A 19,528-nucleotide genomic window follows, 5' to 3' on the forward strand; every position below is an offset into this window, starting at 1 on the left:
TCACCCCTCACAGGATTGCGGCTTTCAAAAAACAACTTGTATGATGTCTGGTAACAAAACACCAAACCCGCATAAAAATAATCAGGGGGAGTTTTCATTCGTGAAGTATTCAAGCCCAGCGTCAGCCGCACCCGAAAGTGATTCAGCACTCACCCGCGCCGTGAGCAAAGTGAAGGGCCATGTGCTCCCACTGTTCGTGGTCATGTTCATCCTCAACTACATCGACCGGGTCAATATCGGCTTCGTGCGCACGCACATGGAGCATGACCTGGGCATCGGCGCAGCGGCCTACGGCTTCGGCGCCGGGCTGTTCTTCATTGGCTATGCCCTGTTCGAAGTGCCGTCCAACATGCTGCTGCAAAAAGTCGGCGCCCGTATCTGGCTGACCCGCATCATGTTCACCTGGGGCATCGTTGCCACGCTGATGGCATTCATTCAGAACGAAACCCACTTCTACATCCTGCGCTTCCTGCTAGGTGTGGCAGAGGCAGGGTTCTTCCCCGGCGTGATCTATTACTTCACCCGCTGGTTGCCCGGCGTGGAGCGTGGAAAAGCCATCGCGATCTTCCTCAGTGGCTCGGCGGTGGCGTCATTGATCTCCGGGCCGTTGTCGGGCGCGTTGTTGCAGATCGAAGGCTTTGGTTTGCATGGCTGGCAATGGATGTTCGGCATCGAGGGCCTGGCCTCGGTGGCGCTGGGCTTCTTCGTGTGGTTCTGGCTGGACTCCAAGCCCCATGACGCCAAGTGGCTGAGCCGCGAAGAACAGGATGCGCTGGTGGGCGCTATCGATCAGGAACAGCGTGATCGCGAAGCCCTGACCACGGTAAAACCCACTATCGGCAAGCTGCTCAAGGACCGCCAGATCCTGCTGTTCTGCGCTCTGTACTTCTGCATCCAATTGACGATCTATGCCGCCACCTTCTGGCTGCCCAGTATCATCAAGAAGATGGGTGAATTGAGTGATGTGCAGGTCGGTTTCTTCAACTCGATCCCCTGGCTGATCTCGATCATTGCCATGTACGCCTTTGCGTCGCTGTCGGGCAAGTTCAAGTTCCAGCAAGCCTGGGTCGCCGCAGCGCTGTTGATCGCCGCGGTGGGGATGTTAATGTCCACCACGGGCGGGCCGATCTTCGCCTTCGTTGCGATTTGCTTTGCGGCCATCGGCTTTAAATCCGCGTCGTCGCTGTTCTGGCCGATCCCCCAGGGCTACCTGGATGTGCGCATCGCCGCCGCCGTAATCGCGCTGATCAACTCCATCGGCAACCTGGGCGGTTTTGTTGCGCCGACTACCTTCGGCTTTCTCGAACAAACCACCGGCTCGATCCAGGGCGGGCTGTATGGCCTGGCCTGCACCTCGGTGCTCGCGGCCATCCTGGTGTTCTTTGCCAAGACCTCACCCTCTGCCGTACCGGCCGTGCCCAGCGGCGCCGCCATCAGCAAACCTCTTTGAACTCAGCCAGGAACGCGCCATGAATACCCCTGTAGTCACTCACTTCCAAGTCGTCCCCGTCGCCGGCCACGACAGCATGTTGCTGAACCTCAGCGGCGCCCACGGGCCCTACTTCACGCGCAATATCGTCATCCTCAAGGACAGCAGCGGCAACACTGGCGTGGGCGAAGTACCCGGCGGCGAGCGCATTCGCCAAACCCTGGAGGATACCCGCAGCCTGGTGATCGGCCAGCCGATTGGCCAGTACCAGCGCGTCCTCAACCAGATGCGCAGCACCTTTGCGTCCCGAGACAGCGCGGGTCGCGGCCTGCAAACCTTCGACCTGCGCATCACCATTCACGCCGTCACCGCCATGGAAGCCGCGCTGCTCGACCTGCTGGGCCAGTTTCTCGAAGTGCCTGTGGCCGCCTTGCTTGGCGAAGGCCAGCAACGCGACGCGGTGAAGATGCTCGGCTACCTGTTCTATGTGGGGGATCGCAACGCCACCGACCTGGCCTACCGCAACGAGGCCGATGTCGATGATGACTGGTTCCGCCTGCGCCATGAAACAGCCCTGACCGCCGACGCGGTAGTGCGCCTGGCCGAAGCGGCCAAGGCCAAATACGGTTTCAACGATTTCAAGCTCAAGGGCGGCGTGTTAAGTGGCGACGCAGAAATCGAAGCCGTCACCGCGCTGGCCGAGCGTTTTCCCGATGCGCGCATCACACTTGACCCCAACGGCGCATGGTCGTTGAAAGAAGCCATCCGCCTGTGCCGCGACCAGCATCATGTGCTGGCCTACGCCGAAGACCCGTGCGGCGCGGAAAACGGCTACTCGGGCCGCGAAGTCATGGCCGAATTCCGCCGCGCCACGGGCCTTAAAACCGCCACCAACATGATCGCCACCGACTGGCGTGAAATGGGCCACGCCATCCAGCTGCAATCGGTGGACATTCCCCTCGCCGACCCGCACTTCTGGACCATGCAGGGCTCGGTGCGCGTCGCGCAGATGTGCAACGAGTGGGGCCTGACCTGGGGCTCGCATTCCAACAACCACTTTGATATTTCCCTGGCAATGTTCACCCAGGTGGCGGCGGCCGCACCGGGCGAGATCACCGCCATCGACACCCACTGGATCTGGCAGGACGGCCAGCGCTTGACGCGCGAACCGTTGAAGATTGAAGGGGGTTACGTAAAGGTGCCGGCCAAGCCTGGCCTGGGTGTGGATATCGATATAGACGCGGTGGCCAAGGCTCATGAACTGTACAAAGGCATGGGCCTTGGAGCGCGGGATGACAGTGTGGCGATGCAGTTTCTGATCCCGGGTTGGGGCTTTGATAACAAGCGGCCTTGCTTGGTGCGGTAAATCGGCTTTAGGAATGCTCAGCGCCATTTGAGCGTGACGCAAAAAATCCGATGCCCAAACAGGCATCGGATTTTAGTCAGATCAGAAGCTTAGCGGTTTGACATCCGGCACGTCTGCCAGAGGCCTCTTTGCGCTACCGCCGATTAGCGACCTCCAGATCCGCCTCGTCCTGCTCCAGGCCAGAGAGATCAGTGCCATTGATCATCGGCCCATAACGGCGGCTGAATTCCCAGTTGTAGGGCACGCGGTCTTTGCTGATCCCGTTGTCCCAATTCACCGACCAGGTCATGAGGCCCTTGATCGACAATCCTTTGTCGTGCAAACGCTTGAAGGTATTGGTCACGGCTGTTGGGTCGATCACATAACCAGTGGCAGCCGCGTCGACGTTCGCGGGCAGGCCAATGACGAACTTGTCTGCCGGGATTTTGGTAAACCCGCGCGTTCCGCTCACCAGGCTTTCGGTCAGGTAAAACAGGAAGTCCTCTTTCATAGCGTCGTTGTTCTGAGCAATCCAGGCGCCGTTGCCCTGGTTGACCTCCTGCACCCAGATGCCGTCGCCCCCCTGGTTGTAATACTGCGGGGCAATGAAGTCGTAATAACCTTCCAGCGCCTGGATGTAACCGACGTATTTGCCGGCAGTGGTCAGATACGGAAACTCCGGCGCCATGCTGATGATGAAGTGTTTGCCTTGACCTGCGTAGTGGTCCTTGACCAGTTTCAACGCGGCGGGGAGGACAATCTTGTTGTCGGCGAAATCAATCGCGCTCTGTTCAAGATCGATATCCAGGCCATCAAAGCCATAGGTTTCCACCAGGCGGATAATCTCGTTGGCCAGTGGCTGTTCGTTGCCTTTATGCAGTTCGATGTGTGCATCGGCGCCGCCAAGGGAAATCAGCACCGCCCTGCCCTGGCTGTTCAGCACGCCCACCTGGCGACGAAACTCGGCGTCGGACAGGTTGTACGGCTTGAAGGTTGGGATACCGTTGCCCTTCATGAAGGCCACGGCCACCACGTTGTAATGCTTTGGGACATCCGCCAGGCTCATAGTGGCGAACTGGCCACGCTGGTAGCCATCGCTCGGCCCGGCAGGCCAGTTGTGCCAGAAGCCCATGAGGATCTTTTTGCCGGCAATGCTCGGCATCGGCGAAGCGGCATCGTTGAGCGGCGATTGCAGTGAGGTAAAGTCAATCTTTGACATGTTCTAATCCTTCAGAACGTGTGGGTTTAACGGCGCGGGCTTATTTGAAGTCCACGTCGAAGGCTTGATAGAAGGCGTTGCCGGTGTTGGCGACGATCCACATCAATACGATCACATGCTGGCCCTTCTTGTTGGCCGGCAGCTTCACTTCATGATTGACCTTGGCCTTCAGTTCGCCGGCATGGCTGTAGTACGGCACCTGGGCATAGAAGTCTTCAGCGAACGGCTGGGCTTCCAGCTGTGCGCGGGTGATGCGCTGTTTCGGGTCCCAACCATCCTTGGTGATCAGCCAGCGATAGCCACGGGTGGTGTGCGGCGCGGTGTATGCCCAGGTGACCTTGAAGGTCTGACCCGGCTCGACATTGAGCAACGGCCAGGTGAAGGCGCGGCCGAGTTTCTTGGCCATTTCCTCGTGGGTGAAGTTGACGCAGTCACGGGCATCGGTCTTGCCACCGCTGAGGATAAAGCCGTCGGCGGGCGGGGTGACGCTGTCACTGTCGGTTTGATAAGGCGCCGGAAACGGACCGGCCGTCAGTGCCGGGAAGTTCTTGCCGCCTTCCATTTCATTGACCTGCCAGGTCTCCAGCAGGCCGAGATCCACGGCGACTGCGCCACGGCTGGAAGGGGATGTGACACGACCATGGCGAAGAGGTGTCTGGGTTTGTGGTTTGTTCATTTTGTGACTCCATTCACTTGATTAAGAACTCTCCTTTCTTGAAGGAGAGGACCTCAACCTAACGGAGTTGCTTTTTTTTGCCACAGGCCCATTTTTCACTCATTTTCGGTTCATGAGCGCGTAGACCTGCAAATACTGGATATATAGCCAGTACTATATGGAAACCCTTACGCTACCAGAGGTCGTTTTCCTACAAGACCATGCGCATTTCAATACAGCTTCTCTGTACCGATGGCAGCCGTTTTTTTAGGGGTGGTCGCGGTAATCGGTCGTACCGTCAGTTCCACCCCCAATGCCAGCATCAGCTTCTGGACCGTCTCATAACGCGTCTTTGAGCCGCCTTTCAGGGTTTTATACAGGCTCTCCCGATTCACCCCCGCCACTTCGGCAACCTTGTTTACACCCAGGGCCTTGGCAACCTCGGCCAGCGCCTTCATAAGGACTTGCGGGTCATGGCACGCCATGCTTTGCGCAAGATAAGCACTGATGGTTTGCGGGCTATCAAGGAAGCGCGAAGCCTCATAGGCACTGGTGCCGGATGTATCCAGCTCGAGGACCGGCATGTCCTCTGGTTTGAATGTTGACTGACTCATGTCATTGACCTCTCAGGGCATCAAGAATCTCTTTTTTGCCCGCTTGATTCCTCGGGCGTCCTGCTGATCGTATTGGTCACAGACTCAAATGTAGCCTACTGGCTACTACTTGTAGATGCCAGTGAACTTTTAATGTCGGTGTGCACCGCAAGAAAAAATCCTAGCCCCGCCGCTGCGCAGGCAGCCGAGCAATACTATTAGCGCTTGTGTCCTCAAGACCGAAACGTTGCGTCGCGACTGTAGGAGCGAGCTTGCTCGCGAAGAACGTAAAGATAATGTGTTCATCCAGAATGAACGCGGCGCCTATGGTTTTTCGCGAGCAAGCTCGCTCCTACAGTGAGTGAGTGGGTGGGCCGGCGTTGATGTGGCCCCGTCCTACAGCAAGCTGCACCATCTTGCTCCGTTGCCTACAGTTGCGTCAGAATCCGCCGGCTTGTGCGCTTGGATGGGCGTCTCTAAGGTGGCTCGGTCGCTGACAACTCAGTGATCGGGTTTAGTAGCCCGAGTGACAACATAAAGTGCATGAGCCTCATCAATCAGATGTTCTTGTCTGTGCTTGATGGTGGCTGTGCGCAGGGCGCCCTCGGGCGCGCCGGCTTTGTGTGTTTCCCCGGTCTACTAACCTGCGTACAGCCGCCACCCTTTCGTTTAGTAGCGATGAGGTGTTGGCCCTAAAACAGGTACAACACACATGTATAAAGTCACGCCCAACCCTCCAAACGATCCAAACCTGAAGCTTGATCACGCATCCCTTAACACCCCCGCCGAACCACCTCCCTCAGCGCTGTTCAGCGTTGCCGACGATGCCAGCAGCGAAATGCTCATCGCCAACAGCTACGAAACCTTTTCCTCGGTCACCGCATTGCTGCTTGATCTGTCGGATGAACTGACGGGTAAACAGCGCGATGTCGCGTTGGCGATTCATCAGTTGAGTGAATTGGGTGTTTTGTTGGTGGACAAATTGATGGCGAGGGAAAGTGCTTCAACGGTTAGCTAGCCTTGCAGCCATCAGTCGTCATGATCGACTTCACGACGACTCGGCTGCGCCTTTGCGCCGGTCAGGCCCTCGAAGCCTGGCGGGCGCTCTTTCTCTTGGAAGATGCCGGCGCCGCCCCCTCGCGCAGGCGATTAATCAGCAGTTGCGCATTCTCCTCACAGGCCATGCCCTCGGGCCTACCTTCGATGCCCTTGATGACGTTCAGCAACTGAGCCTTGTTCTGGGCCAGCCGTTGTTGCAGGACCTCGATTTCCTCGACCTTGTGCTTGAGCCCGATGAGCAGTTCGTCATGCTGCCAACCACCGGCACTTCTGGGCATTAACTGCCGGATTTCTTCCAGAGAGAAACCGGCCGCCTGGGCGCCCCTGATGATCTCCAACACGGCCTCGGTGCCGGGCGCATAGTCTCGATAGCCGTTGGATTTACGCGCAACCGATTGGATCAGACCGCTCGCCTCGTAGAAGCGAATGCGTGAGGCCGCCAACCCGCTGATTTTTGCCAACTCGCCTATTCTCATGTACCCCCCACAAAAACCATCGACCTTAAAGTTGACTTTAAACCTAAAGTCATTGGGCGGCCAAGGCGGCGATTCGAATGCTGTTCTTCCTGGGAAGGTTAGCGGGTCGTTGCCCACGACCGGCGTGGCCACGGGCGCTCCAGCCAGGTCTGGGACGGGCACGATATGGACCACTGTGCCGACGACGTCGCGGCCGTGGTCGAGCACCTGGGCGTACAAACTGCGGTGCATGTCGGTCATTCCACCGGCGGCGGTGAAGTGGTTCATTACATCGCTCGCCACGGCGAATTTGCCAGGACGGCGAAGGCGCGCGGCCACGGCCCGTGATCCAGCAGCAGGTGATCACGCTGATCAGTGAGTTCCTGGCGCGCTGAACCGGTAGTATCATTCGCGCCTTTCCCCTTCAGGCAACGGAACATGAACCGCCAGAAAAAACTTCAGCAGCTCTTCAAAGCCAAAGCGAAAAAGGCCAGCGCCAAGCTGGCGCCTAAAAGCAAAGACAAATACATCAGCAAGGCGGACCGTTTGAAGCTGGCCACCGAGGCCGGTCAAGAGCCGGTCACGGCTGTCGAGACGCCTGCTGAGTAAGGCGCATGGCTGAAGGGGTGGCCGCGTCATATTTGCTCCAGATACGCCGCAGATGCCGCGCCGAGCCAAAGCCTGCGCGCTCGGCGATGGTTTCAATGTCCAGGGCCGACTCGGCCAGCAGTTCACGGGCCACGGCCAGGCGCAGGCGGTGCAGGTAATCCAACGGGCTGATGCCGACATGCTCCTGGAACAGGCGCGCCAGGTGTCGGCTGCTGGTGCAGGCCAGGCTTGCCATGCGGGTGAGTGTCCAGGCTTCGCAGGGGGCGGCGGCTATGGCGTCTTGCACGCGATGGACCGCCGGGTGCAGGTGATTGCGCCCGCTCACCCAAGGCGATAGCTGCGGGTCGCTGCCGCTGCGGCGCAGGTACACCACCATGTCTCGCGCCACCGCGCACGCCAAGCGTGGCCCGGCCAGTTCGGCAACCAGGTGCAGCATCAGGTCGATACCCGCCGTGATACCGGCGCTGCAACTGACCGGGCCATCGGTCACGTACAGGCGGTTTTCCAAAACCCGGGCGGTGGGTGCGAGGGCCTGCAAAGTGGCGCACAGCGAATGGTGCGTGGTGCATTGGCGCCCATCGAGCAGCCCGGCCCTGGCGGCACTCAATGCGCCGGCGCACACGCACACCAGACGCTCGGCCGAGGGGGCGAAGACGTTTTGCAACCACTGGGTGAGCTGATGGCTGGCCGATTCGAAGGCCTTTTGCTGGGCTTTCGACACGTTCATCGTGGAGCCCACCAGCACCACCAGCGTACCGGGGGCCAGGGTCGGCGGCAGTGGCGCCAGCCCGGTCAGTGGCAAGCCGATGGAGCTGTACAGCGACTCCACCGGGCTGACGTACTGCAGATCGAAATCCACCGCCGCCGGGTCCTCGGCTTGCGCGGCCAGGCGCAACACTTCAGCAGGCCCCGCCAAGTCGAGCATCAGCACATTAGGCAACAACACAAACAGCACCGGTACGCTCACGGGTTCATCCTTCGAGGGCCTGGTCGACCGTGACGATGCGCGCAAAACGCTCTTCCAGCACCAGCTCCGTGCGTTCGCGGATTTGCGCCGCGGTGTACTCCCGGCCGCTACGCAGGTGGGTCATGGGGAATGTCAGTGTGGCTTCACTGACAAAGTCCACCTTAAAGCCGCTGTCCGACGCTTGCCGCGTGGTGGTCTCGCAGCATTGCTCGGTGCGGATGCCGCTGATGATCAGCGTGGTGACGCCCATCTCCGTGAGGCGAGCAGCCAGAGGCGTACCGGCGAAGGCGCTGTGGTAGCGCTTATGGATCACTAACTGTGGATTGATCGACAGCTCGCTCAAGGCCCTGACGTTGCCCGATTGCATGGAGAAATGCCCTTGGTCTTCAACATGGAAGACTTGTACCACCGGGATGCCTTGCTGAACACAGCCATCGATGAGGGCCTGCTGTTTTTCCAGATAATCGGGCAGGTCATTTTCGGACCAGTAGGTTGAATGGCGGAAGGAATGTTGGGCGTCGATCACGATCAGGGCTTTATGACTCACGGGTTGTCCTTTTGGCTTGTATCTATGGGGAGACGATAGAGCCATGGTAAGGACAACGCACGGAGGACGACAGGCAAGAGGCGGACTACTTCAGGACGGATTCGGACATACCACTTTGTACGCCATGGCACAGCGGCTGCCGGGGGCGAAACCTTGGGCGTATTCATCCGCCAGGGTATTTTCCAGGCGCTGATGGGCATGGGGTTCAAAGCCCAGGCGCCGATAGAACGGCGCATTCCAGGGCACATGCTTGAAGGTGCTCAAGGTCACCGCACGCAGTTGCTGGGCGCGTGCGTGGTGGATCGCCGTTTCCACCAGCCTGCGTCCCCAGCCCTGGCCTTGCAATGGCTGGGCAACCGAGACTTCATGGATATGCAGGTCATCGCCAAAGCGTTCTGCACTGAGGAAGCCTTGGATCTGGCCGTGGGTGTCGACCACCACCCAGCAGGTCGATAGCGCGATCCACTGCCGATGACGCTCGACACTGATCGACGCAGCATCCGCCAGCCAACCCAGGCCTTCAATGGCCCGGAATGCCTGGGCAGCGCAATGCTCGATGGCGGGTAATAACCCGGCATCTTGCGCTCGCGCCAGGCGAATGTGAGTGCACGGCTCAGCAGCCACTCAAGGCCACCTTGGGCCGCTCACCCGCAAAGAAAAACGGCCGCAAGCGCACGCCCACGCCGTTGCCGATAAAGGCCGCCACCAGCCACACCCAGCCATGCAGGCTGCCCGAGGCGATGCCACTGAAGTACGCGCCGATGTTGCAGCCATAGGCCAGACGCGAACCGTAGCCGAGCATCAGGCCACCGATCACCGCCGCGATCAACGAGCGCAGCGGGATGTTCAGGCTGGGGGCGAAACGCCCGGCCAGGCCTGCGGCCAGCAGTGCGCCGAGGACAATGCCGATGTCCATGACGCTGGTGATGTCTTCCCACACCGGTGCAGCCAGGGCCTTGGCATTGCCCGGCATCTGCCAGAATGCCCAACTGGCGACGTCCACGCCCAGCCCGCTCGCCACCTTGGCGCCCCACAATGCGAACGCCGAAGTAATGCCCCACGGCCGCCCGGCCAGGGCCAGGGTGGCGTAGTTGAGCAGCGCCAGGCCGATCGCGCCCCATACCAACGGCCATGGCCCGCGCAGGAAGCGGCGCAGCCCTGGGTGCTCGCTTTGTACGCCTTGTTCAAGCTGGCCATGACGGCGTTTTTCCAGGCGCACGGTAACCAGCGCAATCAGCAAGAACACCGTCAGGCTCAGGACCAAAGCCGGCAGCACACCGAAAATTTTGACGATGGAAACCGCCGGGAACGATGGCAGTGCAAACCACCAGTCGACGTGATGGGTGGCGATCAACGAGCCACAGATAAAGAACAGCAGTGTCACCAACATCCGCGCATTACCGCCGCCGACGGTGAACAAGGTGCCCGACGCACACCCGCCGCCCAGCTGCATACCGATCCCAAAAATAAACGCCCCGAACACCACCGACACACCCGCCGGCGCCACCAGCCCGGTCACCGACTGGCCAAACAAAGTGCCCGCGCCCAGCGCCGGGAAAAACAGCACCACCGCCACCGCCAGCATCACCATCTGCGCACGCAAGCCGGCGCCACGCCGATCATTGATAAACACGCGCCAGGCCGAAGTAAAACCGAAGGCCGCGTGATACAGGGTCAGGCCAAGTGCGGCACCGACCACCAGCAACAACACCTGGCGCGCGCCCACAGTGTTTTGCAGGAACAGAGCGCCCGCCACCAGGATGACAAAAGCGATCAGTGGCGCGACGGGCTTGCGCACGGGCGACAGGGAAAGAGAGGTGCTCATGGGGATCTCGATTGGCTGGAAGGAGGCAAGTATAGCCTCAGACGGAATTTGATCAGGTGGGGGCATTGCCCAAAGGCTCATTGTTTGACCCACCGCTTTCGCAGCCTCGCTGAAGCTCGACAGCTCCCACAGGGGATCGGCGGTGTATGTGGAATAACGCTTTGCAGCGCCACCGCGCCCAACACAGCTCCCGACAACAACACAGCTCAAAATGTGGGAGCTGTCGAGCCCCAGCGAGGCTGCGATGGCGGCGGCACAATCAACCTCTTCAGCGCCTGAACCACCGCTTTCGCAGCCTCGCTAAAGCTCGACAGCTCCCACAGGGGATCGGCGGTGTATGTGGAATATCGCTTTGCAGGGCCATCGCGCCAAACACAACTCCCGACAACAACACCGCTCAAAATGTGGGAGCTGTCGAGCCCCAGCGAGGCTGCGATGGCGGCGGCACAATCAACCTCTTCAGCGCCTGAACCACCGCTTTCGCAGCCTCGCTAAAGCTCGACAGCTCCCACAGGGGATCGGCGGTGTATATGGAATATCGCTTTGCAGCGCCACCGCGCCCAACACAGCACCCGACAACAACACCGCTCAAAATGTGGGAGCTGTCGAGCCCCAGCGAGGCTGCGAAGGCGGCGGCACAATCAACTTCTTCAGCGCCTGATACACCGCTATCGCAGCCTCGCTAAAGCTCGACAGCTCCCACAGGGGATCGGCGGTGTATGTGGAATATCGGTTTGCAGGGCCAGCGCGCCAAACACAACTCCCTACAACAACACCGCTCAAAATGTGGGAGCTGTCGAGCCCCAGCGAGGCTGCGATGGCGGCGGCACAATCAACATCTTCATCGCCTGACCCACCGCTTTCGCAGCCTCGCTAAAGCTCGACAGCTCCCACAGGGGATTGGCGGTGTATGTGGAATGTCGCTTTGCAGCGCCACCGCGCCCAACACAGCACCCGACAACAACACCGCTCAAAATGTGGGAGCTGTCGAGCCCCAGCGAGGCTGCGATGGCGGCGGCACAGGCAACACTTTCATCGCCTGGCCCACCGCTTTCGCAGCCTCGCTAAAGCTCGACAGCTCCCACAGGGGATCGGCGGTGTATGTGGAATATCGGTTTGCAGGACCAGCGCGCCAAACACAACTCCCGACAACAACACCGCTGGCGGCGGCACAATCAACATCTTCATCGCCTGATACACCGCTATCGCAGCCTCGCTAAAGCTCGACAGCTCCCACAGGGGATCGGCGGTGTATGTGGAATGTCGCTTTGCAGGGCCATCGCGCCAAACACAACTCCCGACAACAACACCGCTCAAAATGTGGGAGCTGTCGAGCCCCAGCGAGGCTGCGATGGCGGCGGCACAATCAACCTCTTCAGCGCCTGAACCAACGCTTTCGCAGCCTCGCTAAAGCTCGACAGCTCCCACAGGGGATCGGCGGTGTATGTGGAATGTCGCTTTGCAGGGCCATCGCGCCAAACACAACTCCCGACAACAACACCGCTCAAAATGTGGGAGCTGTCGAGCCCCAGCGAGGCTGCGAAGGCGGCGGCACAATCAACCTCTTCATCGCCTGATACACCGCTTTCGCAACCTCGCTAAAGCTCGACAGCTCCCACAGGAAATGAGCAGGCCTGACTAACCCAGGCTGATCGACTTCCAAGCCGCTTCAGCCAGCAGTTCGCGGTATTCAAATGGACTCTTTTTGACCTTCGCCGACAACCACGCACGCGAGTAACTTTCCGCAGCGCCGATAATCAACGAGGGAATCAGTTCTGCCGGCAAGTGGCTGAAATGCTCCTTGCGCCCTTCCCCGCTCATCCACTCCTTCAACTGCTGGTTGCGCTGTTTGTTGCGTGCAAGCAGCTCTTCCTTGAACGGGCCGCTGGAGACGGCAAAGCGGCTTTGAAACACGAACCGCGCCCAGTCCGGCTGTGCGGTCACCCATTCAACGTAGCTGTGCACCAGCCCGACGACGCCTGCGTGGGCCGTATCCGCCGCTTGCAGATAGCGGTCACGCAGGCTGGCCTGGTCCTCCAGCGCAGCAAAGAACAGCGCAGCGACCAGCCCCTCTTTATTGCCGAAGTGGTGATAGATAGCGCCTACGCTGGTATCGCAACGCGCGCGAATAGTTTCGATAGAGGTCGCCTCAATGCCCACCTCGTTAAAACACGCCAGTGCTTCGCGCAGGATGATGCGCTTGAGGTCGCTGCGCCTGCCGGGGAAGGTGCGCTCGATGAGATCGGTGGAATGCATGGAGGAGGCCAAATCAAAACAGTTTATAGGCTGAGCGCCCGGCAGAGAAAGCTCGGGTTGACAGGCATCGAATTTACAGAATATCGTTCCGTTACAGAATATTATTCTGCAACTGACCCTTGAGGATACTTCGATGAGCCAAGCCCTGAGCATGTTCAATAGCGTAGGCCCCGCCGCATTCAGCAACCTGGCGTGCCAGATGGCGCCCTACTTCAGCACCATCACGCCCCAGATCGCCGAACTCAAGCCCAACCATGCGGTGGTCACCGTGCCGTTTCGCAAGGAAATCACCAATCACCTCGCATCGGTGCATGCCATCGCACTGTGCAACGCTGCCGAACTTGCAGGCGGCATGATGACCGACGCCTCCATTCCCGCCGGGGCGCGCTGGATTCCCAAGGGCATGACCGTGGAATACCTGGCCAAGGCGAAAACCGATATCCGCGCTGTTGCCGATGGCAGCGCTATCGATTGGCAAACCGCCGGAGACAAGATCGTGCCGGTGGAGATCTTTGATGCGGGTGGCGTCAAGGTCTTCACCGCCCACATCACCATGAATGTGAAACTCGCTTAGGCATTCGGCCGGCCCAGGCAGTATCAGCTACGCGGCATCTGCAATGCGTGACTGGACGCCTGGATGCGGTCGACGATGCACTGCGAAGCGGTGCGGATTGCCGTGGTGGTATCGCTGGCGATATGCGGCATCAATTGCGCATCGGCAATACCGCCAACGGCGAGCTGCATCGGTCCTTTCCAGGGCGAAGGTATCAAGGGCGAACGCCTTATCGGCATATCAAATAAGAGGACGGGAAAAGATCATCAGCCGTCAAAAAAACACCTCTTCACCCAAGAGACATGGATCAAGGCTTTTAACTTTCTGATTAACCAGCGCTAAATAAAATCCTTCGAAAACGTCTTACTCAATGGGAAGTCTCGGCACACATAGCGTACGAGAGAAACCTAAAAAATCTTCATAACCCCTGAACGTCAGCCAATTGAGTAGGCGAAGCGCTCGCGAGTCCTATCCATCGACTTATTCAGGAACATACGCCCCGGTGAAACGGCGCGCCCCTAGTTCAGAAGGATCTCTATGCAAAGCCTCCCGTTCTCTGCGTTACGCCTGTTCGGTGTGCTGGCAGTCATGGTCTGCGTGCTGTTGACGACGCCAGCCCGTGCCGATTACACCGACCTCTCCCTGACCCACGAAAAAAACATCCAGTCCTACGTCGTGAACCCCGACGGTAGCTTTGTGCTGGATGTCGAACGGGTTATGCGGATCAATGAAGAGCGCGCGATCACCTCCAACGCCCAGCGCTCTGTGACCTACAATCGCACCCTGGAAACTCTGGATATTGTCGAGGCCTACACTCTCAAATCCGATGGCCGCAAAGTCGTGGTAACACCAGACCGGATCAAGGAGCAGCAGGAACTGGAGTCAGCCCAGGCGCCGATGTTTCAGGACTCGCGGGTCAAAGTGGTGATCTTCCCGGAGCTGCAAGTGGGCGATCGCATGGTTCTGCGGTACCAGCGCCATCGCAATACACCGTTGTTTGCGGGGCAGTTCGAAGACCTTTTCTCGCCGGACTTTTACCAGAATGAGCAGGTGCGCCTGAGCTACGACATGCCCACCGAAATGAAGCTGTACGCCGACTCACGGGGTTTCAAAGCGTCCGCGCCAGCCAACGCCAACGGGCGAACGGTGTACCGCTGGGACTTGGAGCAAACCAAGAAAAATCGCGTGGAAGATGGCTCCGTTGCCTACACCGACTACGGGCAACTGCTGGCCGTATCGACGTTCACCGACTACAAACAGTTTGCCCAGGCCTACGCCGCACGCGCACAGGTAGAAGTGACCCCGGCCATGACCCAACTGGCCAAGGAACTCACCGCCAACCTCGACAACCCACGCAGCAAGGCCTTGGTGCTGAGTGACTGGGTACGCAAGAACATCCGCTATGTGGCCGTGTACGTCGGTGCCGGTGGCGTGGTGCCGCATTCAGCGCAGGCGGTGCTGGATAACCGTTATGGCGACTGCAAAGACCATGTAGCCCTGCTTGAAGCGCTGCTCAAAGCCGTCGCCATTGAAAGCTCGCCTGCACTGATCAACGCCGGCAACGCCTACGTACTGCCCCAGGTGCCGACCCTGGGCGTGCTCAACCATGTAATCACTTATGTACCCAGCCTCGATCTGTACCTGGACTCCACCGCGACACCCATCGCCGCTGGCTACCTGCCTCTGCCCGAACTCGGCAAACCGGTATTGCTGACACAGACCGGTGAGCGTAAGCAGACACCGTCCCGCCAGCCTGGCAAAGTGAACACAACCATGGTGTTCAGGGTCAACACCAAAGGCGCTGCAGACTTTACCAATGACTCCACCATCGACGGTTGGGGCGCGGAGCTTAACCGCTTCATGCTCAAGGCCATGCAGCCAGCCGACCGTAATCAGTTGGTGCAACAGGTCCTGAGCATGTTTGGGCAATCCGGTAGCGGCGTGATCGAAACTGACGCTTTGGACAGTACTGCCAATACCTTCAAGTTCGCGATCAATGGCCACACCAGCAACCTGGTGAACCTGCCAGGCCCGACCGGGGTGCCGACCCTCTCCAGCCTGGCCGGCGGTATTGGCCAGAGCGTGTTTTCCTTGATGGCCGAAAAGGAACGCACTCAGAACTTCTCCTGCCTTTCGAGTGAGATATCAGAAGTAGCGCGCCTGGAGTTCCCCGCCAAGGTGAAGATCCTCGCGGTGCCCAAGGCGGTGTCGGTGAAACAGGCGGGCTTCGACTACCGCTCGACCTATGTGAAGAAGGCCAATACGGTGCTGATCACGCGCCAATATGTGTTTAGCAAGCCAGAGATTCTCTGCACGCCGGAGGATTTTGCGGCCATGCAGCCGGCGATTGAAGGCATGGTCAACGATTTGAAAAGCCAGGTCATTGTGCAGACGTTGTAAAGTCCTCGCCGCTCTTGCGTGTCAGTGACTCACTGGCGCGCGGGAGTCGTGGGTTGCGATGCTGAGACGCGGGTATAAAAAATCGTTACCGCTGCCGCAATAACTTCAAAAAAATTTTAAACGTCTGTCAACTCATATGAGCGCACGGGCCTTTCTACGATTTTTTACGCTACTCACTTGAATTTGAAATCCCTTCGTTAGCCGAAAGTCAGACCAACCCCAGACAACTCAACAAGCAAATATCGACGTAAACTTTCAAAAAAATATAAAATATCCAGCAATAGAATCACGCACCCATTGGTCTTATTCTTATACAGCAGTATGCAAAGGCACCTCTTAATCACCCTACACATGTAGGGTACTAGAATACGCTGCGGAGCGTTACTCTATTACGTGATACAGCTGCGAAGCACTTCCTGATCGCTGTTGTTTAGGGTGAAAACTGGTATAGGATGATGACCTAATGAGAAAGCTTACGGACGATGAAATTCAAGAAGTTGCTGGAGGGGTACATCCAGCAGTCGTTGTTATAGGCGGTGCTATTGGAGGCGGTACGAGTGCATATCTGAGCGGCGGAAGTCCAGGACAAATCGCCGGAGCGGCCGCTATGGGAGGAGTATCTGCGGGGTACAGTGCTGTCGCTTCGGTCGCAACAGGGGTGGGTAAAGGGGTATACTATGCATATTCCGTAGCAACGGCCAGCGCAACTGGGCTTTTCACTCGAAACATCTCAAATTCTTGAGGTATCGTGTTTCACATCAGTAAATGTGGAGTATCTCACGATCCCAATTTCCTAGGCCCCAGCGAACCATTAGAAATGGACACCCAGAAGCTTGGGTGTTCTGCTATTAAAAGTAACAGAGCGCCCATGTATTGAGGAATTATATTTATGACTTTTGACGCGTTTGGGGTATTGAATGGTTTTTGGGGACTTCTATGCGTATCTGTAATACTACCTGCATTAGTTGCGCGAAAGTATCTAGTAATTATCACTGTGGGCGCACTAATCCTTATAGCGAATACGATATTTTTGCATTTCAATCAAAAAATGCTGCTTATCGAGGCTGTTCTTAGAAGCGGTGCGGTGGCGTTGGTCAATATTTTAATTGCTTACCTGATAGCACATTTCTTTCACCATAAGCGGTCCGTATCGGACTTATTTCGACGCATCAACCGCCCTTGACAATTCCTGCTGCCCTTTAATACTTTCACCCAAACTGAAAAACTTACAGCATACGTTAATCGTAAAACACTCGCCGCCGCTAGTCACTAAATTGCTTACAATAGTATTTTTTATTTATTCTACCGCCAGGGAGTCTTTGAAAAAAATTACCACCACCTTAATATGTTATTGATGAGCCGAGTTATTCCTCTGAGAAAAAACAAAAATTTTCAATGTGTAAATCAAGCGCGCGCACAACAGCAAGCTAGACAGTACAACTGACGACTTTTCGAACCGAGTAGTCGCCCGCCCTCCGAGCCCAATGAACGCTACTTATACTCTGCGATATAAATTTACCTCTAAGCTCTGGCATAGCAAATACCGCGCCCCCAAATGGAAAGCAACAATCTATTATCCACGTTCTATTTCCCTCATCCCACTCACATTCGTGAAGTAAAAAATTCGGATCGTTCAATAGACGATCTTCAGCGTCGGCAGCTAGGTTCGCCCAAGTCACATAACCAATTGGATTATCAAAGGCATCAAAGAAAAGCATTATTTGCTTGTGCTGAATGGCTGGCATCAGCCACGCCCTGAGATCGATCAACCTGAACAAGCAATATTCTGGACATTGCATCGCAATCCAAAACGCAAAACCTAATGTCTTTGCCTGTTCGTCGATGCTGCTTTTTTTGCACTCGGTGAATATTTTATATTTTTTACTCATAAAAAACCTCAATCACGTCATCGTAAAAGGGAGCCGCGGATCTCACCAAACTTACTGCCGCGCTAATTTCTGAAAATGTACCTGTCATTACAACCTCTCGCCCGGCAACACTAGTAACAAAGCAATCATTCGATGCATCATAAAAAATCATTGCTGCCCCGCTCTTCCAGAACAAAGTACGAACGCCCGCATAATGCTTATACGCTAAACATGCAGAGTCAATCGCCTCTTGAAACAGCTTATCAACTCCAAACTTCCCATCCTCAAGCTCTGCCGCTTTACGCGCTTTGGGGATTTCGCTCTGCAAACTAAACAGTACTGAACCGCATCTATTCAGCCGAGTAACATTAATACTCACAAGTTTACAAAGTCCGCTATAAGTTCCTCCTACACCTTCAAAATTACGTAGAACCAGATCAAATAGTGCGTCATACGCATATATTAGTCCCCTCAAGAATTCCTGGTCCTTGGAAAACCAACAAAAGCTCTCTTTTGTTTGATGGATTTTTTGCCGAAGAAGCTGCTTATAAAGCTTAGCAATCCAGTGCTCGTAACCTGTCCACCCCCCCCTCGCTGTAATTGGCGCTACAGTGTGCCGATCATCCCTAAGAACCTTATATATAAAATCAGAATACCTTAAAAAACACATATCATCAGATAAAGCGCCTAGTATTTCCAAAGGAAACCCTGCCTGAGCCGCGTTATATAGCGACAAGCTTTTATTATACTCAAGATTGAAAACTGTAATCGCCAACTCCGCTAATTCATTTGACTCCTCAACTTTCATCACTTGATACTTGCACAAATAAAAACACATATCGCGAACACTACCAATTGCCGGCTCATACTCCGTCAAATATTGTTTGACATCGAATCCTTCCCACCAGATCTTATCTGAAAATACTGACGCGCCCGCCAAGTCCATCCACCCCCCCTCTAAAGTTATATTTGACGCACTAATACTCTGATGAAATATTCGTTTTGCTCTCGCCGCTGCAAACTGTTTGGCATAACGCGTTACCAATTCAACCATTCCTAAAGTAATCCGTACATTTAAATCCTGAAACTCGACTTCATGATTGTTTTTCGGAAGAAAATCAACAAGCTTTTTTACTGCCTTTTTTACACGCTTAGCGTCCTCACTAAGCGAACCAATTTTCATCTCTTTAAAGTAAACTGCACGAATAAAATGAGCGGGTCTTACTGCGGGCAAACGTACCAACAGGCCCCGAGCATGTTTCTTGTCTGGCTCTTCAAAATCATATTCCAGATCTATAACGGCAACAGTCCTCACTGCTCCGTAGGGAAGCGCAATGTTTATGACCTCAGCCCAAATGGCCTCATAAATAGCCACATCCAATGATAAAAGGCCATTTGCATGTGAGTTTCCATACGTATCCCGAGGCCTGTCTCCGACCAGTTGATTAGGCCCCAAGCCTTTTAATTGAAATACCCCATCGAAACCACAGCGTCCTCCGCCACCATTGGTGGAGATCCCATCACCGCCATATCGTTCTGCAAAAAAAACCTTTCTATCCAGAAAATTGTCCGACTCGAGAGCCGTATCAATGGTTATATAATTATATCTCGACATTAACTCCGAAGCACTCAAGGTAACCCCAAGGTCTTTGTTGTAATAGATAACCTTTCCTCTATTGGCCTTTACGGTTTCAAAGGGGACAAACACTTCCGGCAAATCGCTCAGTGTTAATTTAGACATGTTATCG

At 56.4% G+C, this 19,528-nt stretch carries 17 protein-coding genes and 2 pseudogenes; 7 read left to right on the forward strand and 12 right to left on the reverse strand.

All coding sequences use genetic code 11. The annotated features are described in order from the left end of the window. The first annotated feature begins 100 nt into the window (after positions 1-100). Positions 101-1,450, forward strand: a complete 1,350-nt coding sequence (locus N2A98_RS17780; RefSeq protein ID WP_275622432.1) for an MFS transporter — start codon at positions 101-103, stop codon at positions 1,448-1,450. A gap of 19 nt (positions 1,451-1,469) precedes the next feature. After that, the gene (gene gudD / locus N2A98_RS17785; protein ID WP_275622433.1) at positions 1,470-2,795 is read left to right on the forward strand and encodes a glucarate dehydratase; all 1,326 of its coding nucleotides are present in this window, start codon (positions 1,470-1,472) and stop codon (positions 2,793-2,795) included. Between the two features lie 196 nt (positions 2,796-2,991). Here gudD and N2A98_RS17790 read toward each other — a convergent pair. From N2A98_RS17790 to N2A98_RS17800, 3 genes and pseudogenes are all read right to left on the reverse strand, one after another. Continuing rightward, positions 2,992-3,993 (reverse strand): annotated as a pseudogene (locus N2A98_RS17790) (chitinase); the annotation flags it as partial. Positions 3,994-4,033: 40 nt separating this feature from the next. Continuing rightward, positions 4,034-4,669 carry a lytic polysaccharide monooxygenase auxiliary activity family 9 protein gene (locus N2A98_RS17795; protein ID WP_275622434.1) on the reverse strand — a complete coding sequence of 212 codons (636 nt, stop codon included), beginning with the start codon at positions 4,667-4,669 and terminating at the stop codon, positions 4,034-4,036. A gap of 209 nt (positions 4,670-4,878) precedes the next feature. Beyond that, positions 4,879-5,262, reverse strand: a complete 384-nt coding sequence (locus tag N2A98_RS17800) for an addiction module antidote protein (RefSeq protein WP_275622435.1) — start codon at positions 5,260-5,262, stop codon at positions 4,879-4,881. A gap of 691 nt (positions 5,263-5,953) precedes the next feature. Here N2A98_RS17800 and N2A98_RS17805 point away from each other — a divergent pair. Next, on the forward strand, positions 5,954-6,259 hold the full coding sequence (locus N2A98_RS17805) for a DUF6124 family protein (protein ID WP_044274408.1): 306 nt from the start codon (positions 5,954-5,956) through the stop codon (positions 6,257-6,259). A gap of 61 nt (positions 6,260-6,320) precedes the next feature. Here N2A98_RS17805 and N2A98_RS17810 read toward each other — a convergent pair whose 3' ends face one another. Further along, the gene (locus tag N2A98_RS17810; protein WP_044274578.1) at positions 6,321-6,776 is read right to left on the reverse strand and encodes a MerR family transcriptional regulator; all 456 of its coding nucleotides are present in this window, start codon (positions 6,774-6,776) and stop codon (positions 6,321-6,323) included. A 93-nt stretch (positions 6,777-6,869) separates the two neighbouring features. On the opposite strand from N2A98_RS17810, the pseudogene N2A98_RS17815 reads away from it, so the two are divergent. Beyond that, positions 6,870-7,058 (forward strand): annotated as a pseudogene (locus tag N2A98_RS17815) (alpha/beta hydrolase); the annotation flags it as partial. Positions 7,059-7,193: 135 nt separating this feature from the next. Further along, complete coding sequence (locus N2A98_RS17820; protein WP_069558568.1) at positions 7,194-7,364, forward strand: DUF2986 domain-containing protein; 171 nt, start codon at positions 7,194-7,196, stop codon at positions 7,362-7,364. Here the strand turns inward: N2A98_RS17820 and N2A98_RS17825 are convergent. From N2A98_RS17825 to N2A98_RS17845, 5 genes are all read right to left on the reverse strand, one after another. After that, the gene (locus N2A98_RS17825; RefSeq protein ID WP_275622436.1) at positions 7,336-8,331 is read right to left on the reverse strand and encodes a helix-turn-helix domain-containing protein; all 996 of its coding nucleotides are present in this window, start codon (positions 8,329-8,331) and stop codon (positions 7,336-7,338) included. The genes N2A98_RS17820 and N2A98_RS17825 overlap by 29 nt on opposite strands. Positions 8,332-8,335: 4 nt before the next feature. After that, positions 8,336-8,878: an isochorismatase family protein gene (locus N2A98_RS17830; protein ID WP_275622437.1), complete on the reverse strand. Its 543-nt coding sequence runs from the start codon at positions 8,876-8,878 to the stop codon at positions 8,336-8,338. Between the two features lie 90 nt (positions 8,879-8,968). Beyond that, positions 8,969-9,502, reverse strand: coding sequence for a GNAT family N-acetyltransferase (locus N2A98_RS17835; RefSeq protein WP_275622438.1), 534 nt, complete (start codon positions 9,500-9,502; stop codon positions 8,969-8,971). Continuing rightward, the gene (locus tag N2A98_RS17840) at positions 9,492-10,703 is read right to left on the reverse strand and encodes a YeeE/YedE family protein (RefSeq protein ID WP_275622439.1); all 1,212 of its coding nucleotides are present in this window, start codon (positions 10,701-10,703) and stop codon (positions 9,492-9,494) included. Before N2A98_RS17840 ends, N2A98_RS17835 begins: the two co-directional genes overlap by 11 nt. 1,638 nt (positions 10,704-12,341) lie before the next feature. Beyond that, positions 12,342-12,959 carry a TetR/AcrR family transcriptional regulator gene (locus N2A98_RS17845; protein ID WP_275622440.1) on the reverse strand — a complete coding sequence of 206 codons (618 nt, stop codon included), beginning with the start codon at positions 12,957-12,959 and terminating at the stop codon, positions 12,342-12,344. Positions 12,960-13,092: 133 nt separating this feature from the next. Between N2A98_RS17845 and N2A98_RS17850 the strand changes: the two genes are divergently transcribed. Next, positions 13,093-13,533 carry a hotdog fold domain-containing protein gene (locus tag N2A98_RS17850; protein WP_275622441.1) on the forward strand — a complete coding sequence of 147 codons (441 nt, stop codon included), beginning with the start codon at positions 13,093-13,095 and terminating at the stop codon, positions 13,531-13,533. Between the two features lie 23 nt (positions 13,534-13,556). On the opposite strand, the gene N2A98_RS17855 is transcribed toward N2A98_RS17850, so the two are convergent. Next, entirely contained in the window at positions 13,557-13,703 is a 147-nt protein-coding gene (locus tag N2A98_RS17855; RefSeq protein WP_275622442.1) for a hypothetical protein, read from the reverse strand. A 346-nt stretch (positions 13,704-14,049) separates the two neighbouring features. Between N2A98_RS17855 and N2A98_RS17860 the strand changes: the two genes are divergently transcribed. Beyond that, positions 14,050-15,912, forward strand: a complete 1,863-nt coding sequence (locus N2A98_RS17860; protein WP_275622443.1) for a DUF3857 and transglutaminase domain-containing protein — start codon at positions 14,050-14,052, stop codon at positions 15,910-15,912. Positions 15,913-17,339: 1,427 nt separating this feature from the next. On the opposite strand, the gene N2A98_RS17865 is transcribed toward N2A98_RS17860, so the two are convergent. Both N2A98_RS17865 and N2A98_RS17870 read right to left on the reverse strand, forming a co-directional pair. After that, complete coding sequence (locus tag N2A98_RS17865; RefSeq protein WP_275622444.1) at positions 17,340-17,801, reverse strand: toxin-activating lysine-acyltransferase; 462 nt, start codon at positions 17,799-17,801, stop codon at positions 17,340-17,342. Next, positions 17,794-19,521 (reverse strand): hypothetical protein, encoded by a 1,728-nt coding sequence (locus N2A98_RS17870; protein WP_275622445.1) that lies wholly within the window; start codon positions 19,519-19,521, stop codon positions 17,794-17,796. Before N2A98_RS17870 ends, N2A98_RS17865 begins: the two co-directional genes overlap by 8 nt. Positions 19,522-19,528 lie beyond the last annotated feature (7 nt).

It is taken from the genome of Pseudomonas sp. FJ2-5-13, assembly GCF_029201605.1.
GTDB classification, from domain to species: domain Bacteria; phylum Pseudomonadota; class Gammaproteobacteria; order Pseudomonadales; family Pseudomonadaceae; genus Aquipseudomonas; species Aquipseudomonas lactis.

Coding starts and splice junctions, on each gene's coding strand:
- gudD (WP_275622433.1), top strand. CDS start 1,470: ATGAATACCCCTGTAGTCACTCACTTCCAAGTCGTCCCCGTCGCCGGC.
- N2A98_RS17795 (WP_275622434.1), bottom strand. CDS start 4,669: ATGAACAAACCACAAACCCAGACACCTCTTCGCCATGGTCGTGTCACA.
- N2A98_RS17820 (WP_069558568.1), top strand. CDS start 7,194: ATGAACCGCCAGAAAAAACTTCAGCAGCTCTTCAAAGCCAAAGCGAAA.
- N2A98_RS17810 (WP_044274578.1), bottom strand. CDS start 6,776: ATGAGAATAGGCGAGTTGGCAAAAATCAGCGGGTTGGCGGCCTCACGC.
- N2A98_RS17805 (WP_044274408.1), top strand. CDS start 5,954: ATGTATAAAGTCACGCCCAACCCTCCAAACGATCCAAACCTGAAGCTT.
- N2A98_RS17870 (WP_275622445.1), bottom strand. CDS start 19,521: ATGTCTAAATTAACACTGAGCGATTTGCCGGAAGTGTTTGTCCCCTTT.
- N2A98_RS17855 (WP_275622442.1), bottom strand. CDS start 13,703: ATGCAGCTCGCCGTTGGCGGTATTGCCGATGCGCAATTGATGCCGCAT.
- N2A98_RS17860 (WP_275622443.1), top strand. CDS start 14,050: ATGCAAAGCCTCCCGTTCTCTGCGTTACGCCTGTTCGGTGTGCTGGCA.
- N2A98_RS17865 (WP_275622444.1), bottom strand. CDS start 17,801: ATGAGTAAAAAATATAAAATATTCACCGAGTGCAAAAAAAGCAGCATC.
- N2A98_RS17800 (WP_275622435.1), bottom strand. CDS start 5,262: ATGAGTCAGTCAACATTCAAACCAGAGGACATGCCGGTCCTCGAGCTG.
- N2A98_RS17840 (WP_275622439.1), bottom strand. CDS start 10,703: ATGAGCACCTCTCTTTCCCTGTCGCCCGTGCGCAAGCCCGTCGCGCCA.
- N2A98_RS17850 (WP_275622441.1), top strand. CDS start 13,093: ATGAGCCAAGCCCTGAGCATGTTCAATAGCGTAGGCCCCGCCGCATTC.
- N2A98_RS17845 (WP_275622440.1), bottom strand. CDS start 12,959: ATGCATTCCACCGATCTCATCGAGCGCACCTTCCCCGGCAGGCGCAGC.